The sequence below is a fragment of the Nocardia amikacinitolerans genome (assembly GCF_900215415.1).
GTDB classification, from domain to species: domain Bacteria; phylum Actinomycetota; class Actinomycetes; order Mycobacteriales; family Mycobacteriaceae; genus Nocardia; species Nocardia amikacinitolerans.
The window spans coordinates 219,797-236,161 of sequence record NZ_OBEG01000001.1; the positions used below are offsets into that span (position 1 = coordinate 219,797).

Below are 16,365 nucleotides of genomic sequence, written 5' to 3' on the forward strand. Positions count from 1 at the left end.
GTGACAGGAAACCTCCCCGCGGAGGTGACGAGCTTCGTCGGACGCGGTGATGAACTCGCCGCGGCGAAGCGACTGCTGGCCACCACGCGGGTGCTCACCCTGACCGGACCCGGCGGGGTCGGCAAGACCCGGCTGTCGCGTCGGGTGGGGGAGTCGGTGCGGCGGGCGTTCCCGGACGGGGTGTGGCTGGTCGAGGTGGCCCACGTCCAAGAGGGGGATCTGGTGGCGTTGAGCGTCGCGCAGGCGCTCGGCCTGCGCGACGACACCAGCGCGCCGCTGGCGGGGCTCACCGAGTTCCTCGCCGACAAGAACCTGCTGCTCGTCCTGGACAACTGCGAACACCTGATCGACGCCTGCGCGGCGCTGGTGAGCAGGCTGATCCCGGCAACCACCGGGGTACGGATCCTGGCGACCAGCCGGGAACCGCTCGGCGTGGACGGCGAGCAGGTCATGCCGGTCTCGCCGCTGCCCGTCCCGGCGGCCGACGAGCTGACCGGCGAGATCGCCGCGGGCGAGAGCGAAGCGCTGCGCCTGCTCATCGATCGGGCGGCGGCGGCCAACCCCGAATTCCGGGTCACCGCCGCCAATCTCCCTGTCCTCGCGGCGATCTGCCGCCGTTTGGAGGGCATCCCGTTGGCGTTGGAGCTGGCGGCGCTGCGGCTGCGGATGTTCACCCCCGACCAGGTACTGGCCCGTCTCGATGACGCCATGCGGCTGCTCACCACGGGCCTGCGCACCGCGCCGCGCCGCCAGCAGACCCTCGAAGCCGCCATCAGCTGGAGCTACGACCTGTGCACGCCCGACGAGCAGCGGCTGTGGGAGCAGCTCGCGGTGTTCGCGGGCGGTTTCGATCTCGACGCGGCCGAAGCGGTGTGCGTGGTCGATCCGCCCGACGCGCTGGTCGACGCGTTGACCGGACTCGTCGAGAAGTCGGTGCTCGGGCACCGGCACGACAGCGACGGCAGCGGCCGCTACACCATGCTCGAGCCGCTGCGGCAGTTCGCGCTGGCCAAGCTGGCCGCCGCCGGTGACGAACGGGCCGTGCGCATCCGCCACCGCGACCACTACCATCGCATCGCCCGCCGCGGCCGCACCGCCTACTGGGGCGGCGAGGACGTCGCCTGGTTCCGCGACGTCACCAGGGAGCACGCGAATATGCGCGCGGCCCTTCAGTTCTCGCTGTCCGATCCGGACGGCGCGCACCGGGCGCTTGAGATCGCGACCGAACTTCGCCCGTTCTGGGAGCACTACCGGTTCCTGCTGGAGGGCTACCGCTGGCTGGTGGAGGCGATCGGAAAGGACAGGGCGCACACGGTCGATCGGGCCCGCGCTCTCGCGGCCGCGTCGGTGATCGCGGCCATGCTGTCGGACACCGCGGAAGCCACCAGGTACGCGCGCGAATGCGTGGAGCTTGCCACCGAACTCGATGCCGCCGAGGTCCTTGTCGAAGCGACCTTGCTTTCGGCGCTGCTGACCTTCAGTGAGAACGATCCGCACCGCGCGCTCGAGGTCGCGCTCACCGCGGCCGAGCGCGCGGGCGAGGTCGGTCACCACGGTGCCGAGATGGAGAGTCTCGCCTTCGCCTACGTGTGCGCGCTCGTGCTCGAGGACGAGCGCGCCGACGTCGTCGCCGAGCGTTTCCTGGCGAAGACCGTCGAACACGGCTCACATCTGCTCGGCGGGCTCGCGTATTGGGCTGTGGGGACGAATCATTGGCGCCGCGGCGAGCAGGAGCGCGCCGCGGGTGACCTCCGGCGCGCGGTCGAGCAGTTCCGGTTGTTCGACCGATGTGTGTGGACCGCTTCGGGTTTCGACGGTCTGGCCTGGGTGTCGGCCGCCGAGGGCGACCGGGTGCGTGCGGCGCGGCTGATGGGTGCGGCCTCCACGGTGCGGCGCGGCAGCACCCAGCGACTCGCACACGCGATGACCGAGGTGGTCGGCGACAAGGTCCGCGATCAGGTGCATCGGGCCATGGGGGACAAGGAGTTTCGCGCCGCGTTCGACAGCGGCGCCGCGCTCGGCACCGACGAGGCGGTGCGCTACGCGCTCGGCACGGCGCCCCTCGTCGTCGAGCGGGCGCCGAAGCCCGCCGCGGCCGACGTACTCACGCGCCGGGAGAAGGACGTGGCCAAGCTGGTTGCCGCCGGATACAGCAACAAGCGAATCGCGGCCGAACTGGTGATCTCGGTCCGCACGGCGGAAAGTCACGTCGACCACATCATGACCAAACTCGGGTTCGAGTCACGAACCCAGATCGCGGGCTGGGTCGCCGAGCATCTGCCCGTCTGATCGCGGGCAGCCGGGCCACGGTCACCGTGCGCCGAATCGATCGCAGCTGCGCCGAATCGTTGTGCGCCGGGCGTCTTCGCCGGACCGGTGTGCCGAGCTGTACGACTCGAGCCCACGCTGTCAGTCGCCGGTCCGGCCATCGATGCGTTCGCGCAGCAGATCGGCGTGGCCATTGTGGCGGGCGTACTCCTCGATCATGTGCACGTACACCCAGCGCAGACTGAAGACGGTGTCGCGAACCGGGCGAGCGAAGGTGTGCGCCAAGGGCAGATCGGCAACTGCGGCATCGGCGGCGCGCACCTCACGGTGATAGGTAGCGAAGGCGTCCACGGGGTCCGCGTCGGCGATGTCGTCGAAATCGCCGTCGGGGTTGTCCTCCGAACAGTAGAGGTAGTCCAGCGGCACGCCCGCCGCGGCGACGCGGAACCACCCGCGCTCGACCTCGCTCAGGTGCCGGACCAGGCCGAGCAGCGAGAGACGCGAGGGGGCCAGCGGGCGCGAGCGCAGCTGGTCGGCGTCCAGTCCGGCGCATTTCCACAGCAGGGTCTTCCGGTGCCGGTCGAGCCAGCTCTGCAACAGGGGGCGCTCGTCGGCGACGAGCAGGCTCGGCGTCCGCTCGATGTCGGGGGCGGTCCACATCATGGGCCGAGGCTATCGCCCCGCGACGGCGAACGCCTTTCGATTTCCGGTGCGGGCGGCCGTTGGCGCGCCCGCACCGTTCGAGCTACAGGCCGTGCCGGAGGAAATCGGTGACGGCGCGTTCGAAGGCCGCCTTGCGTTCGATCTGGACCCAGTGTCCGCAACGCCCGAACAGCCGCAGATCGACGTTCGGCAGCTGCCGTGAGGGCAGCAGCGCGCCCTCGACGGGGGTCACCCGATCGTCGCGACCCCACAGCATCAGCACCTCGTGGCGCAGTCCGCGCAGCCGCGCCCACAGCGGAACCCGTTCCGCGAGCGCGGGATCGGCGAAGGTCGCGTACGCGTCGCGGATGGCGGCGATGGCAGCGGGTTCGGCCGCGGCGGCCAAGCGCGCGTCGACGAGCTCGTCGGTGAGGATCCGCTCGTCGAAGACCATGGTGCGCAACCAGGACAGCACCCGCTCGCGCGTCGGGTCGGCGGTGAAGTCGAGCAGCCGCCGGATGCCTTCGGAGGGTTCGGGACCAAGCACGTTGACGCCGACCCCGCCCGGCGCCATCAGGACCAGCCGGTCGACCCTGGTCGGGTAATCGAGGGCGAAGAGGGTGGCCACCGCACCGCCCATCGAATTGCCGAGCACATGCGCGCTCGGCAGCTCCAAGCTGTCGAGCAGGCCGAGCACCGCGTCGGCCGAGATGCGCAGGTAGTTGCGGTCGTACACGTCCGGGCGCGCGCTGGCGCCGAAGCCAGGCTGGTCCAGGATCAGGCAGCGGAAGTGCTCGGACAGCGTCGCCAGGTTGCCGCCGAAGTTGGCCCAGCCCGATACGCCGGGACCCGAGCCGTGCAGCAGCACCAGCGGCGGACCCGAACCCGCCTCGTGGTAGCGAAGTTTCAACCCGTCGACATCCACCCAGCGGGTGGTCTCCGCCGCGGTGAGCGTCACCGTCACACCATCCGATCTTCGACGGTCAGGCCGAATTCGCCGCGGCCGAACATGGCCAGCGCGCGCTCGACGTCGTTGATGACGTGCACGCTGCCCGCGTGCGCGTCGCGCCAATGCCGTTCGATGGCGTTCGGCTTGCGGATCGAATGCCCGCCGGAGTTGTCGAAGAGCAGCTCGATCGCCTGGATCGCCCGCTCGGTGCCGCGCACCTGGTCGCGGCGGGTGCGCAGGCGCACCTCGTCCGGAATCGGTTCGCCCGCTTCGGCATAGCGCAGCTGCTCGGCGATATTGCGCTCCATCTGCAGGATCGCGGCATCGATCTCGGAGGCGGCGCGGGCGACCCGGACGTGGGCGAACGCGTCCTCGGCCACCTTCTGGCCGCCGTAGGACAGCCGCACCCGTTCGCGCATCCGCTCGATGTGCGCCTCGTACGCGCCCTGCGCGGCGCCGATGATCGGCGCGGTGATGGTGTTGGAGAACACGCCCGCGAACGGAATCTTGTACAGCGCGGCGGGATTCGCCTCCTGGCCGGGTCCGCGCAGCTGCGACTGCTCGGTGGCGCTGTAGGCGCGGTGGTGCGGCACGAACGCCTTCTCGATGACGATGTCGTTGCTTCCGGTGCCGGACAGGCCGACCACGTGCCAGACGTCGTCGATGACGTAGTCCGCGCGCGGCACCAGGATCGTCAGGTAGTCGCTCGGCTTGCCGTTCTCGTCGGGGGCGAGCGCGCCGAGGAACGCCCACTGGGCGTGGTCGCAGCCGGAGGAGAAGCTCCACCGCCCGCTCACCTCGTAGCCGCCCTCGACCGGGGTGAGCAGGCCCGTCGGCGCGTACGACGAGGAGATCAGCGTGTCGGAGTCGGAGCCCCACACCTCCTCCTGCGCCTTCAGCGGGAACAGCGCGAGCTGCCACGGGTGCACGCCGAGCACCGAGGACACCCAGCCGGTCGACGGGCACGCCGAGGCGATCGCGCGGATCACCTCGTAGAAGGCGACGGGGGAGGACTCGTCACCACCGAACCGGGCGGGCTGCAGCATCCGGAACACGCCTGCCTCGGTCAGCTCCCGGATGCTCTGCACCGGGACCCGCCGCTGCGCGTCGGTGTCCGCGGCTCGTTCGCGGATCGCCGGAAGCAGGTCCCGGACCCGATCGAGCACCTTGTTGGTCATGACGGGTGTCCTCCTGTGTTTCGTCGGGCAGGGAACCGCCTGCGCGGCCCCCGCCATGGTGGCGACGTTAGGGCCGTCCGCCCCTCGTCCGGTGGGATCAGTCCCGGTGATCGGAACCGTGTGAGCTGGGGTTCCCTGCGCTCAGCGGGCGGCGGCGCGGCCCGCGAGGCGGCCGAAGAACGTGCCGTCGCCGAGCGAGGTGCCGCTGATGTAGCCCTCGCCGTGCAGGCCGGAGCTGGCGCGTCCGGCGGCGAAAAGGCCAGGGATCGGCGCACCGCCGAGGTCGAGCACCTCGCCGTCCACGGTGGTGTGCAGGCCGCCGAGTGTGAACACCGATGCGCCGGTGCCGCGCCGGTCACCGGTCTCCGCCGGCGGGCGAATACCGGCGCGGACGTCGATGGCGGCCAGCGGCGGAGTCAGCGGACGCAGCCAGCGCGGCGCCTTGTGGAAGTCGGGATCCGTTCCGCGCGCGGCGAATTCGTTGTAGCGCGCGATGGTCGCGGCGAGCGCTCCTTGCGGCGTGCCGAGCAGCTGTTCGAGTTCGTCCGCGGTCTCGGCGACGTGGGTGGGACGCACGCCCCAGCGCTGCGGTTCGGGTACCGCCTCGTAGGCCTGCTCGTCCAGCACCACCCACACGTCCATGTCCTGCCGGAACAGGGCGGCCTGGCCGATGCGACCGGGGTAGGTGTCCTCGTTGACGAATCGCGCGCCGCGTCCGTTGACGACCATGCCGCGGGCCGCGAAACCGGGGATCAACGAGATGCCGACCTGCCCCGCGGACATGTGGCGCACCGCGGCGCCCGCCGCCTGCGCCATCCGGATTCCGCTGCCGTCGTCGGTGCCCGCGCTGACCTTGGTGTGGTGCAGCAGCCGAGGGGCGTGCGCGGCCAGCATCCGGTCGTCGTCGACGAAGCCGCCCGTGGTGAGCACGACACCGCGCCGCGCGCGCACGGTGAACTCGCGGCCGTAGCGGCGCGCGACCACGCCGGTGATCGTGCCGTCCTCGGCGCGAATCAGATTCGTCGCGTAGCTGTCGAATTGCGCTTGCGCACCGGCGTTCTCGGCCGCGCCCGCGAGTACGTCCATCAGCAGCCGGCCACCGAAGTCGTTGGCGGCGGGCCGGTGTCCGCGCGGTGCGGGCGTCGCGAGATCGGTGAACGGCCAGCTGTTCTCGCCGAGCCACATGAGTCCGTCGTCGGTCGGCGGGACCCAGGCGGGCGCGTCCCACAGGCTCGGCTTGAACGGCACACCGCGCGCGACGAGCCAGTGGAAGTGCGCGACGCTGTCGGCGCAGTAGCGCTCGATCTTCGCCTCGTCCGCGCCGGGGCCGAGCGCGGCGCGCAGGAACGCCGCCATCTGCTCGGGGGTGTCGGTGAAGCCGCAGGCCTGCTGGATGGGGGTGCCGCCGCCGAGATAGATCTCGCCGCCCGACATCGCCGACGCGCCGCCCGGTCCGCCCGAGCGTTCCAGCACCAGCACCCGCGCTCCCGCCTCGGCGGCCTCGAAAGCCGCTGCGGCTCCGGCACATCCGTAGCCGACGACGAGGACGTCGGTGTCGATGTCGTAGGCGCCGACTTCCGCTGCCGCCCGCGGTGCGACCGACCGGGCCGCCGCGCCCAGAGTTTCGCTCATGCTTGCGACAGTCGCCCCTCGCCGGGCGCCCGGACACCGATCATCTCGGTGGCCGATAGCTCCCTCCCGGTCAGTGGGACTGAACCGGTTGCGGCGGTCGCGCACTGGCAAAGGTGTGTGAACGGCGTCACGTTTGTGGGTGGCGCAGTGAGGAGAGGATATCGATGCGGGTCCTGATCACCGGAATCACCGAACCGAGCGGTCGGGCGGTGGCGCGCATGCTGTTGGCCGCCGGGCACGACGTGGCCGGTCTGGACCGCCGGTGGCACCGCTTCGTCGACCCCCGGGTGCGGTTCACCGCGGGGGACCCGGCCGATGCCGCGGCCTGCGCCCGTGCCGTCGCGGGCTGCGACACCGTCGTCCACTTGGCCGGTCCGGCCGTCGGCGCGGTGGCCGCGGCCGCCAGGGACGCCGGCGCGCGCGTGGTGGTGCCGGTCGTCGCGGGTGCGCGCTCGGCCGGTGTGCCGGAATCCGAAGTCGCCGAACGGCTTCGGGCCTCGGGAGCCGACCACCTGCTGATCCGCACCGCGTTGGTCGCCGGTCGTCGCGTCGGCCACGAGACGCGACGCGCGCTCGAACCGATCCTCGGCGCCAAGTCCGGCGGCGGCTTCCAGCTGCTGCACAGCGACGACCTGGACCGATTCCTCGTGCTCGCGGCGACCTCGCCGCGGGTCGGCGTCGTCGAGCTCGCCGCGCCGGGACTGGTGACGACCGACGAGGTGCGGGCGATGATGCGCGCCGCCGGGGTGCGCTACTCCGCCTGGGTGCCGGGCTGGTCGGCCCGCAGGCCGCTGCTGAATGCCACGGCGGCGCAGGAGGACTGGGGATTCCGCTGCGGCTGGACCGCGGCCGAGACGGCGGCCGATCTGGTGCGCGGACTGGTCGGCCGCAAGCCGTCGGGTGGTTCCTTCCGCACCCGCAGCGGCGCGATTCCGTTGCCTTCCCACGTGATTCCCGCGCGGGCCGCCACCTCGGACCGGCACCGCCTGGTCGACGTCGCGCCCGAGGGTCTCGAGGGCGAGTTCGACGACCGCGTCGACCCTCGCTACCCGGTGCACACCGCGACCAACACCTCCGAGGCGCTGCCCGGCCCGATGACGCCGCTCACCATCGACCTGCACGCGGGCGCCATCCGGCTCGCCAACGAGGCGATGGGCACCATGATCGCGCTCGACGGCATCGCTTTGGAGCACTGGACGAGCCGGGTGACCACCGTGCTCGGCCACCACATCTACATCAACGCCTCGATCGGCGTGCTCGCCGCCGAGAACATGCCCGGCTGGGACGAGGAGAGCATCCGCCGTGACGCCTACGGCAACATCCCCGACGAGATCCCGCTCCAGCCGCACGGGAAGCCGCCGATGCCAACGGGTTTGGCGAGCACCGCCGCCACCGTGCGGGCCACCTCCCGGGTCATCGCCACCGCCCGCCGTTTCGCCGCGACCGCCGAACTGATCAACGCCGCCTCGCACACCGAGGCGCTGACCGCCGAACAGATCGCCGAACTCACCGACGAGCAGCTGCACGTGCGCGCGCTGCTCTGGCGCGACCGGCTGCACCAGGCCTGGCAGGCTGCCTCCATCGGCGTCATGATGACCGGCGCGGCCACCGCCGTGCACGCCCGAGGCAAGAACGCGGGCGAGGTCCCGATCGACCTGAACCGGCTGGAATCGGCGAAGCCGATGCTCGCGGTGGAACGGCTTGCCGCACTCTGCCGCGCCGACTCGGCGCTGCTCGAGATCGCGGGCACCGGTGACGTCGCGGCGGCGCGCGCCGCCTCGCCCGCCTTCGCCGCGGCGCTCGACGAGGAACTCGCTCGGATCGGCCACCGCGGCCCCGGCGAATGCGAGCTGGTCAACCCGACCTTCGGTGACCGTCCCTCGTTGCTGGTCACCGCCGCCGCGCGGGCCGCCCAAATGCCAGCCCCCACACGCGAACCCGTTGACGCCGCGCCGAGCCGCACCGCCCGGATGGCGGCAGGCGCCACCGTCGCAAGGGAACGGGCCCGCGACGCGGTCGTCCGTATCACGCACTGCCTGCGCATGGTGGTCCGGGAACGCGCCGACCGGCTGATCCGCTCCGGCAAGCTGCGCGAGGTCGACGACGTCTGCTACCTGAGCCTGGACGAGATCTTCTGCCTGCCCGCCGATGCGGCCGAACGGGTCGAGCGCCGCCGCGCCGAGCGCAAGCGCCTGCGCGACATCCGGATGCCCGATGTCGTTGCCGGACAGTGGGAACCGGTCGCCGACGCGGGCGCGCTCGCCGCCGACGAGAGCCTCACCGGTATCGGCGTGTGTCCCGGCGTGGTGGAAGGCACCGTGAAGCTGGTGCTTTCGCTCGACGACGACATCGAGCCGGGGGACATCCTGGTCGCCTCGGTGACCGACACCGGGCACACCGCGATGTTCGCCTACGCCGCGGCGGTGGTCACCGACATCGGCGGTTCCGCCTCGCACGCGGCCATCGTGGCGCGCGAATTCGGCATCCCCTGCGTGGTGGACACCAAGACCGCGACCACCAGTCTGTCCGACGGGCAGCGCGTGCGGGTGGACGGTGCGGCGGGCACCGTCACGCTGCTCGCCGACTGATCACGAAAAACTCTGTTCCCGAGTCGCTTCGGGCGGAATCGACGGCACCGCCGCGTCCCTGGATGCGGGTGGGGGGCGGTGCCGTGCACCCACTTGGGCTCACCGTGCAGAACCGGGCCCATGATCGAAAGGAACACCCCCGTGACCATTTCACGCGCAATGCGCGGCGTCGTAGCGGCCTCGGCCGCGGTACTTCTCGGCGTCCTGCCGGTCACCGTCGCGCCCGCGCTCGCCGGTCCGGCCGTCCCCGTCCTCGAATCGCCGGGCAAGCACGATCGCCCGATGGGCTTGGCGCACGCGCCCAACGCCCGTGACATCGGCGGCTACCCGGCCAAGCGCGGCAACCGCGTGGCGACCGGCGTCGTCTACCGCACCGACGCGCTCGCCAAGCTCGACGCGGGCGAACAGCAGAAGCTGGTGGAGCTCGGCATCACCCAGGTCATCGACTTCCGCAGCCCGACCGAGGCGTCCCGCGATCCCGACAAGCTCCCGTCCGGCATTCGCCGCACCGAGCTGCCGGTCTTCGACCCCGCCAACGACTTCTTCCTCATGGTGTCCGGGCTCATCCAGGCCGGCCCCGACAAGCAGCAGGAAGTGCTCAGCGACGGCAAGGCCGCCGAGATCATGCGCACCTACTACCGCTGGTTCGTCACCGACCCGACCGCACGCGGCCAGTTCGCCGCCGCGTTCCGGGAGGTCGCGAACGCCCAAGGCGCGGTGCTTTACCACTGCACAGCGGGTAAGGACCGCACCGGCTGGATGACCGCCATCCTGATGAGCGCGCTCGACGTGCCGAAGGGCCAGATCTACAACGACTTCCTGGAATCCAACGACAACCTCGCCGTGGGCAACAAGCACCTGCTCGACGCCCTCGTTCAGCAGGGGCTCGTCAAGGACCGCACGCTGTGGGAGCCGATCGTCGGTGTCGACCGCAGCTTCCTCGACGCGGCCTTCGACCAGGTCCAGCAGTCCTACGGTTCCTTCGATCGCTTCCTGCGCGAGGGGCTCGGCATCGACGCGGCGACCCTCGAGGCGGTGCGGGCGAAGCTGCTGACCAAGCACTGAGCCGCCGACCGAGCGGAACAGCTGATCGAGCGCCGAGTTCGCGGGAGCACCGCCCCCCCTGGTATCGCACAGGGCGGCGGTGCCGTCGCTCGTCTCCGCTGACGACAAGGCAAAGGCGCGGACATCCTCCCCGGCGGCACTCGTGCCCAAAATTCTTCCGCGCGACTGCATCGCCGTCGACGAGAGCGGCGGACCCGTCCAGACGCGACTGCTCGACTGCGACCAACCGGCGGCCACCTATCGCGTGATCGAGCGGCACGAGTCCGACGACGGTGTCTGCCCGGTCGAAGGCTCCGCCCGAATCACCTTGGATTCGGGCGTAACGCACGGTTCGACGATCTGCCTCAGCCGCAAGTGATCCGCGTCGTTCACTCCGCGTCGTCGAGCAGATGCCGCGGCGCGGCCTGCCGCCACGAGTCGAGCACGATGGCCTCCAGCTCGTCTCGGTCGTCGAGCGCCGCGAGCCGCACCCGAACCCACGGATTGTTCGCCTCGTGCGCCGCGATCCAGAACTTCTCCGGCTCCGCCACCACCAACTCGTCCCGATCGACCGCCGGGCACCGCACCGCCATCGACGTCTCGTTCTCCGGCAACGTCAGGAACAACTTCCCCGCGACCCGGAAAATCGGCATACCCCAAGCGAACTGCTCGCTCGTCTCCGCCAACGACAAGGCATAGGCACGGACATCGTCCCCGGTGGCACTCATGCCCCGAATCCTTCCAGGTGTCACCGACATCCGGACGACCTGCGTGCCGTCACTTCGACACGCTGTACAGCGTCAGTGTGTGGTCGACGCAGCGGGTGACGAAGGCGCTGTCGAGCGGCCGGTCACTGACCAACAGCCTGAAATACAAGGGGGCGGAAAGGGTTTCGAGAACCTCACGGGGTTCCACGTCATCGGGCAGCTCGCCGCGGTCGACGGCTCTGCGGATGACGTGGTACGTCCGTTCGAATCGTTCGTTCCAGAAACGGTGGCGTGCGGCGGCGACGTCCGGGTCGGCGGATAGGGCGATGGTGGTGCCGAGCAGGCGCGCGATGCCGGGGCGGGAGATCAGGTGCGAGATCTGCTCGGCGAGTTGTCGGAGATCTCCGCGCAGAGTTCCGGTGTCGGGTGCGGGGTTGCCCGCCGCCGCCATCTCGGTGACCGCTTCGGCGATCAGGGCGGTGCGGGTGCCCCATCGCCGATAGATCGTCGTCTCGGCGACACCGGCTCGGGCGGCGACGTCGCCGATGGTCAAGCCCTCGATGCCGTGTTCGGCGACCTGATCCAGTGTCGCGGTGAGTACGGCTTCCCGCACCCGAGCGGAGCGTCCCCCGGTCCGTTTGCGCGGAACCGGGGACGTTTCCGATGGCTCGTTCTCGGGATCACGTCTGTGCTGGTTCATGGCCCTGTCCACTCGACTAAAAGCTATTTCCGCTTGCGTTTAGTCGATACTAGCTCCATGCTTAAAGCAAGAATATATGGCGTTAACGCGCGGCTTGGTTCCGCGGTCTCCTGCGGTGAGCGGCGCGTGTACGGCTGAGTGAACGCCGCAGCGGGGAGAACCACTCGCGGGCACAGGAGAGGCAGGAACCATGGTCGAGGTCATTGAGATCCGCGCGATCGTCGGCGGGAAAGCGGTCTCGCGTGAACAGGTGCTCGCGTGGGAATCACGCCGGGCCGACGCGGTGCTGCAGAAGTTCGCCGCGCGGCTCGGCCGCCGCGGCATGGCCGAACTCATGCCCGACCGCACCATCGATGAGGTGCGCGGCGCTTCTCTCGACGTGCGGCGATCCGAATCGACGACGCTGAAGATCCGGCTCGGCCATGCCGGTGTCTACGCCATGCTCAGGCGCGAGCTGGCGCTGTCCGAGCGGATGACTCGCATCGGTGTCGCCGCGAGTCGAGGGCGGACCAAGCACGCCATCACCCGTCTGGAAGTACCGGGCTACTCCGCCGAGCGGTTCGCCGCATGGTTCGACGATCTGACCGCCGTCAACGCCGAAACCGACATGATCGGCGCCTGCCCCGACCACTACCTGTTGCGTGGCCTGCCCGACGGACGTCAGGAAGTCGTCGAAACAACCGGCGGATCACCGGCGGCGTCGCGGTTCCTCATCGACTATGCCGAAACCGAAAGTCTGACCGTCCCGATCGATCCCGGCTACCCCATCCAGATCGCGGGCCAAGCCGTCCTCGACGACGGTCTGGTCATCGGCGGTGTGCGCCATCAGTTCCGTGACCGCGACGGCACACTCGAGGCACTGCTGACCGTGCAGTTCCCAGCTACCGTGCCCGCCAGGCTCATTCGCCAGCACGAGTGGCATCTGGCGGTGGAGTTCAGCAACTGGATGATCGCGGCGGCGCCGGTCGCGGCCACGTCGTGAGGTCCGGTCGCCATCGATCAACGATGCGGTACCGGCCGGGGCCAACCGCCGGGCGGTGATGTGGGAGGCGGAGCGGGCTGGTTGGGGAGAAGGGGGATCGGCCGTCGCAGGTCGACCACGTTCGCCACCTTGAATACACGCTCGCGCTTCATGATCGGCCCGGCTTCCGGCGCGCCGAGCGACACGGTCACGGTGCAGTCGCCGGGGCCAAGTGCCACCAGCATGCCGTTGCGCACGATGGCCGCGAGCGGCTGAACGAGCACCGCCACACCGAGTTCCATGGTGAACTCGCCGATCCGGTTCTCACCGACGACGACCTCGAGGCGCGGACAGCAGGTCCGGGTGACCTCGTGTGCGTACAGCTCGACCCGCTCGACTCCGCCCGCGCGGGTTCGCATCGCCGCGCCGCGCAGCCGTTCGTAGCGGCGCCACCCCGCGACCGCGACCCCGCCCAGGTCGATCTCGAGCAGCCCGTCGACCGCCTTGACCACCTCACACAGCGCCGTGGATCGCAGGCCCGCCGCGACGACCGGCGCGCGCCGCAGCGCCAGCCCCTCGACACCGCTCGTACGCAGGCGCTCGACCAGCTCGTGTTCGACGACTTCACGGGCGGCGCAACCGAAGAGTGCCTGCCGAGCCGTGATCGTTGCCGGACTCGTCATCATGGAACCTCCCTGACCTGTAGCCACGGCTCGCCGACTGTCAGCAGCACCCGCACCGCCGGAGCGCCGACCCCGGCGACCTCACGAACGTGGATGGACGGCCGGATATCCCCGACCACCCGCACGCGAAGCTGCGGCGGAAGCGCGTCACGGGCGTGCTCGGGCGCTGGACCGGCAGGACGCCCGCGTCGCCGACGCGTGACGAGCGCCGCGCCGCCGAGCGCCAAGAGGAACGCGCCGACGCCCAGTGCGTCGCCGAGGCGACTGTCCTGCTGCTTTTCCTCAGCCACCGGTGACGCGGTCGGCGAACCGGTGTCGAACGGTGGCTGGACAGCCGACTGCGTGATGGTTGTGAGGATCGGGCGCGCGGTCGGCGAAGTCGTGCCGAACGGTGGCGCGACGAATGATCCGGTGGTGGTAGGGACGGTCGGCTGTGCGGTGGTTGCCGTCGCCTGCGGATCGGTCGTCGTGGCTTCCTGCGGATCGTTCGTCGTGGTGGCTACGGACGAATCGTTCGCCGTAGTCACGGGCGGATCGTTCGTCGTGGTGGCTACGGACGAATCGTTCGCCGTAGTCACGGGCGGATCGATCGTCGTAACGGTCACGGGCGGGTCCGTGCTCGGCGGCACGTACGACGTGTCACAGCATTCGGTCGTGTCCGTCGGCCAGGCGGGCTCGCTGTTCGTGGGCGTCGACCCGGCAATCGGCACCAGCCCCACCCCGAGCGCCCCCGCCGCCGCTCCGGCGACGAGGAACGCGCGCGCCCCACTGGTCATAACTACCTCCGAAAGCCCGGCTCATCGCCGCCCGATCCCTGCTCGACACCAAGCCTTCGCCCCTCGCGACACGCCGACGCGAGTAATCGACTACTTGTTTCAGCAGCTGGCAGACCAGCACAGCTATCGGAGTGCAACTGCGTGGCGGCCAACATTCGGATGCGGCGATGTCTGGTACATCAGGGACGTACGGAGGGTGCGGCTACTCGATTACTGCGCCGCGGAGGTGGTTGGGGCCGTCGGTGTGGCGGACGATGTGGCGGCCTCGGAGGTGGTCGTTGGCGGCTGGGTCGTGGTGGTTGCCGTGGGGGTCGGGGTGGGGCGGATCGGGTCGGGGCATTTGCCTTCTCGCACACCCATGCTGTTGATCTCGTCGTTGGAGCGGGGATCGCCCGTGTAGTCGATTCGGTTCGTGCACTCCACGTAGTCGCCCGTGCCGCAGTTCTCGGTGCTGCAGTTGTCGGTGCCGGGTGCGCCGCAATAGATGGCGCCGCAGTTGTCGGTGCCGAGGTTGCCGCAGTTCTCGGTGCTGCAGTTGTCGGTGCCGGGCGGGCCGCAGTAGATCGCGCCGCACTCGTCCGTGCCGGGGGCGTTCGGCTGCGGTGCGTTGGCGTTGGGCTGGGCCTGCCCCTGGTTGCCGGATCCGGGCTGCGATCCGCCCTGACCCTGCGCTCCGCCCGGATTGCCCGGCGCCGCAGGCGAACTCGTCGACGTCTCCGTCTTCGTCGCGCTGACCGAGGTTGTGGTCACCGTAGTCGACGCCGACGCGCCGGAGTCCGCCTCCTTCGACGAACACGACGCCACCACCAGCACCAGCGCCACCACTGCCAGTAGCACACCCGCCGCCGCCCGCAACCGCCTACCCACCCACATCATCCGCACATCTCCTCGCTCTGTCACCGCAGCGTACCCCGGCGGGGTAGGTAACCAAATTTCCACGGAGACCATATTTTTCGGGGCAGGCGGTGGAACATGGCGCACGGTACGCGCGCGGTGCCCGCCTAAGTCGGCGGGGGGAGTCGGCCCGGAAATCAGTGGCCGGGCAATGGAACGGCTACCAGTTTCGGGTGCGGGACCGGCAGGCTCGCGGCGGTGCTGGCCGAATAGGTGCCCAGCGGTCACCGAGATCGGCTGCCGCAAGGGTCGGCCAACACCGCGACACTATTTGGAATGGCTATCCTTCAAACGGAGCGGGGTGCTCGGTAGAGCCCGCTCCCGCATCGAAGGATCGCCCCGAGATGCGAGCCGGTGTTTTCGTGTGGGGAGTGCAGTTGATCGACCGCGTCATCTCTCGGAATCGACTGGCGGCCATGGTCGCCGTGCTGCTGCTGGCCTCGGGCCTTGTCGCGCTCGGTGGTCCGCGCGCGTACGCGGCCGAGATCACCCACCGCACCTACACCAACGCGGCGGGCACTCGAAGCTACTACCTGCACGTGCCACCGGGTGACACGGCGGGCAAACCCCTGATGATCTACCTGCACGGCTGCACCGATCCCGAAGCGCAGCTGGCCGACAACGGCTTCTCGCTGACCAGGATCGCCGACGAGCTGGGCTTCGTCCTCGCGTACCCGATCCAGACCAGGGACGCCAACGAACGCTGGTGCTGGAACTGGTTCGACCCCGCCAACCAGGACCGCGACACCGGTGAGCCCTCGATCGTCGCGGGCATCACCGAAACCCTGATCGAGGAGTTCGGGATCGACCGCGCACGCGTGTACGTCGGCGGCTATTCCGCGGGCGGCGGTATGAGCACCGTGATGGCTGCGACGTATCCGGATCTGTACGCCGCCATAGCCCCGATGGCGGGTGGACCGCACGGCATGAGCCTGCGGCCGCCCGCAGCGGATCTCACCGGAGCCACCATCGTCGCGTCGATGGGCCCACGGGCCCGCCCGGTCCCGGCCTTCTTCCTCCAGGACTTCGCCGATCAGACCAGCCTCTACCCGATCGGCCGTGCCAACATCCTGCAGTGGCTCGGCGCCTATCGGCGAGCGGGCAATCTCACCCTCGCCGACGCGCCGACCGCGATCACCACCACCGCGGATCCCGTCCCCGCGACCATCGAGTACTACATCGAAAGAGGCTGTGAACTGGCTCAATTCGTCACACCCCTCGGACCGGACCACATCGGCGGCGGGCTGCTCATGCAGTCCGCGTCGGGCCTCACGCTGCAGCGGCGGATGATGGACTTCCTTCTGGCACACCGACTCACCGGTCCGGGTAGAGCCTGCTGAGAG

At 70.1% G+C, this 16,365-nt stretch carries 15 protein-coding genes; 6 read left to right on the forward strand and 9 right to left on the reverse strand.

The genetic code is table 11. The features are described from left to right. Positions 1–2,289: a LuxR C-terminal-related transcriptional regulator gene (locus CRP45_RS01105; RefSeq protein ID WP_245909803.1), complete on the forward strand. Its 2,289-nt coding sequence runs from the start codon at positions 1–3 to the stop codon at positions 2,287–2,289. 120 nt (positions 2,290–2,409) lie between these two features. On the opposite strand, the gene CRP45_RS01110 is transcribed toward CRP45_RS01105, so the two are convergent. The 4 genes from CRP45_RS01110 to CRP45_RS01125 form a co-directional block, all read right to left on the reverse strand. Then, positions 2,410–2,931 carry a DinB family protein gene (locus CRP45_RS01110; RefSeq protein WP_097243409.1) on the reverse strand — a complete coding sequence of 174 codons (522 nt, stop codon included), beginning with the start codon at positions 2,929–2,931 and terminating at the stop codon, positions 2,410–2,412. 82 nt (positions 2,932–3,013) lie between these two features. Beyond that, complete coding sequence (locus CRP45_RS01115) at positions 3,014–3,868, reverse strand: alpha/beta fold hydrolase (RefSeq protein WP_097244482.1); 855 nt, start codon at positions 3,866–3,868, stop codon at positions 3,014–3,016. A 2-nt stretch (positions 3,869–3,870) separates the two neighbouring features. Beyond that, positions 3,871–5,037, reverse strand: coding sequence for a 3-hydroxy-9,10-secoandrosta-1,3,5(10)-triene-9,17-dione monooxygenase oxygenase subunit (gene hsaA / locus CRP45_RS01120; RefSeq protein WP_097243410.1), 1,167 nt, complete (start codon positions 5,035–5,037; stop codon positions 3,871–3,873). 141 nt (positions 5,038–5,178) lie between these two features. Beyond that, entirely contained in the window at positions 5,179–6,669 is a 1,491-nt protein-coding gene (locus CRP45_RS01125; protein ID WP_097243411.1) for an FAD-dependent oxidoreductase, read from the reverse strand. Between the two features lie 164 nt (positions 6,670–6,833). Here CRP45_RS01125 and CRP45_RS01130 point away from each other — a divergent pair, with 164 nt between their 5' ends. The 3 genes from CRP45_RS01130 to CRP45_RS01140 all read left to right on the forward strand — a co-directional run bounded on the left by CRP45_RS01130 (position 6,834) and on the right by CRP45_RS01140 (position 10,680). After that, on the forward strand, positions 6,834–9,257 hold the full coding sequence (locus CRP45_RS01130; protein ID WP_097243412.1) for a PEP-utilizing enzyme: 2,424 nt from the start codon (positions 6,834–6,836) through the stop codon (positions 9,255–9,257). 141 nt (positions 9,258–9,398) lie between these two features. Continuing rightward, positions 9,399–10,322 (forward strand): tyrosine-protein phosphatase, encoded by a 924-nt coding sequence (locus CRP45_RS01135; protein WP_245909805.1) that lies wholly within the window; start codon positions 9,399–9,401, stop codon positions 10,320–10,322. A gap of 79 nt (positions 10,323–10,401) precedes the next feature. Beyond that, positions 10,402–10,680, forward strand: a complete 279-nt coding sequence (locus tag CRP45_RS01140; RefSeq protein ID WP_097243414.1) for an LppU/SCO3897 family protein — start codon at positions 10,402–10,404, stop codon at positions 10,678–10,680. A gap of 10 nt (positions 10,681–10,690) precedes the next feature. On the opposite strand, the gene CRP45_RS01145 is transcribed toward CRP45_RS01140, so the two are convergent. Together CRP45_RS01145 and CRP45_RS01150 are read right to left on the reverse strand one after the other, a co-directional pair. Further along, positions 10,691–11,029, reverse strand: coding sequence for an MmcQ/YjbR family DNA-binding protein (locus tag CRP45_RS01145; protein WP_067778781.1), 339 nt, complete (start codon positions 11,027–11,029; stop codon positions 10,691–10,693). A gap of 49 nt (positions 11,030–11,078) precedes the next feature. Further along, on the reverse strand, positions 11,079–11,621 hold the full coding sequence (locus CRP45_RS01150) for a TetR/AcrR family transcriptional regulator (protein ID WP_245909807.1): 543 nt from the start codon (positions 11,619–11,621) through the stop codon (positions 11,079–11,081). Between the two features lie 277 nt (positions 11,622–11,898). Here CRP45_RS01150 and CRP45_RS01155 point away from each other — a divergent pair, with 277 nt between their 5' ends. After that, positions 11,899–12,690, forward strand: coding sequence for a hypothetical protein (locus CRP45_RS01155; RefSeq protein ID WP_097243415.1), 792 nt, complete (start codon positions 11,899–11,901; stop codon positions 12,688–12,690). 17 nt (positions 12,691–12,707) lie between these two features. Here the strand turns inward: CRP45_RS01155 and CRP45_RS01160 are convergent, their stop codons facing one another. The 3 genes from CRP45_RS01160 to CRP45_RS33590 form a co-directional block, all read right to left on the reverse strand. Continuing rightward, positions 12,708–13,355 carry a hypothetical protein gene (locus tag CRP45_RS01160; protein ID WP_143861294.1) on the reverse strand — a complete coding sequence of 216 codons (648 nt, stop codon included), beginning with the start codon at positions 13,353–13,355 and terminating at the stop codon, positions 12,708–12,710. Beyond that, positions 13,352–14,128, reverse strand: coding sequence for a ribonuclease E domain-containing protein (locus CRP45_RS01165; RefSeq protein WP_097243417.1), 777 nt, complete (start codon positions 14,126–14,128; stop codon positions 13,352–13,354). Before CRP45_RS01165 ends, CRP45_RS01160 begins: the two co-directional genes overlap by 4 nt. Positions 14,129–14,338: 210 nt before the next feature. Continuing rightward, a complete protein-coding gene (locus CRP45_RS33590; protein WP_179830722.1) occupies positions 14,339–15,004 on the reverse strand; it encodes a hypothetical protein in 666 nt (221 codons plus the stop codon). A 362-nt stretch (positions 15,005–15,366) separates the two neighbouring features. Between CRP45_RS33590 and CRP45_RS01170 the strand changes: the two genes are divergently transcribed. After that, on the forward strand, positions 15,367–16,362 hold the full coding sequence (locus tag CRP45_RS01170; protein ID WP_097243418.1) for an extracellular catalytic domain type 1 short-chain-length polyhydroxyalkanoate depolymerase: 996 nt from the start codon (positions 15,367–15,369) through the stop codon (positions 16,360–16,362). The last annotated feature ends 3 nt before the right edge of the window (positions 16,363–16,365 follow it).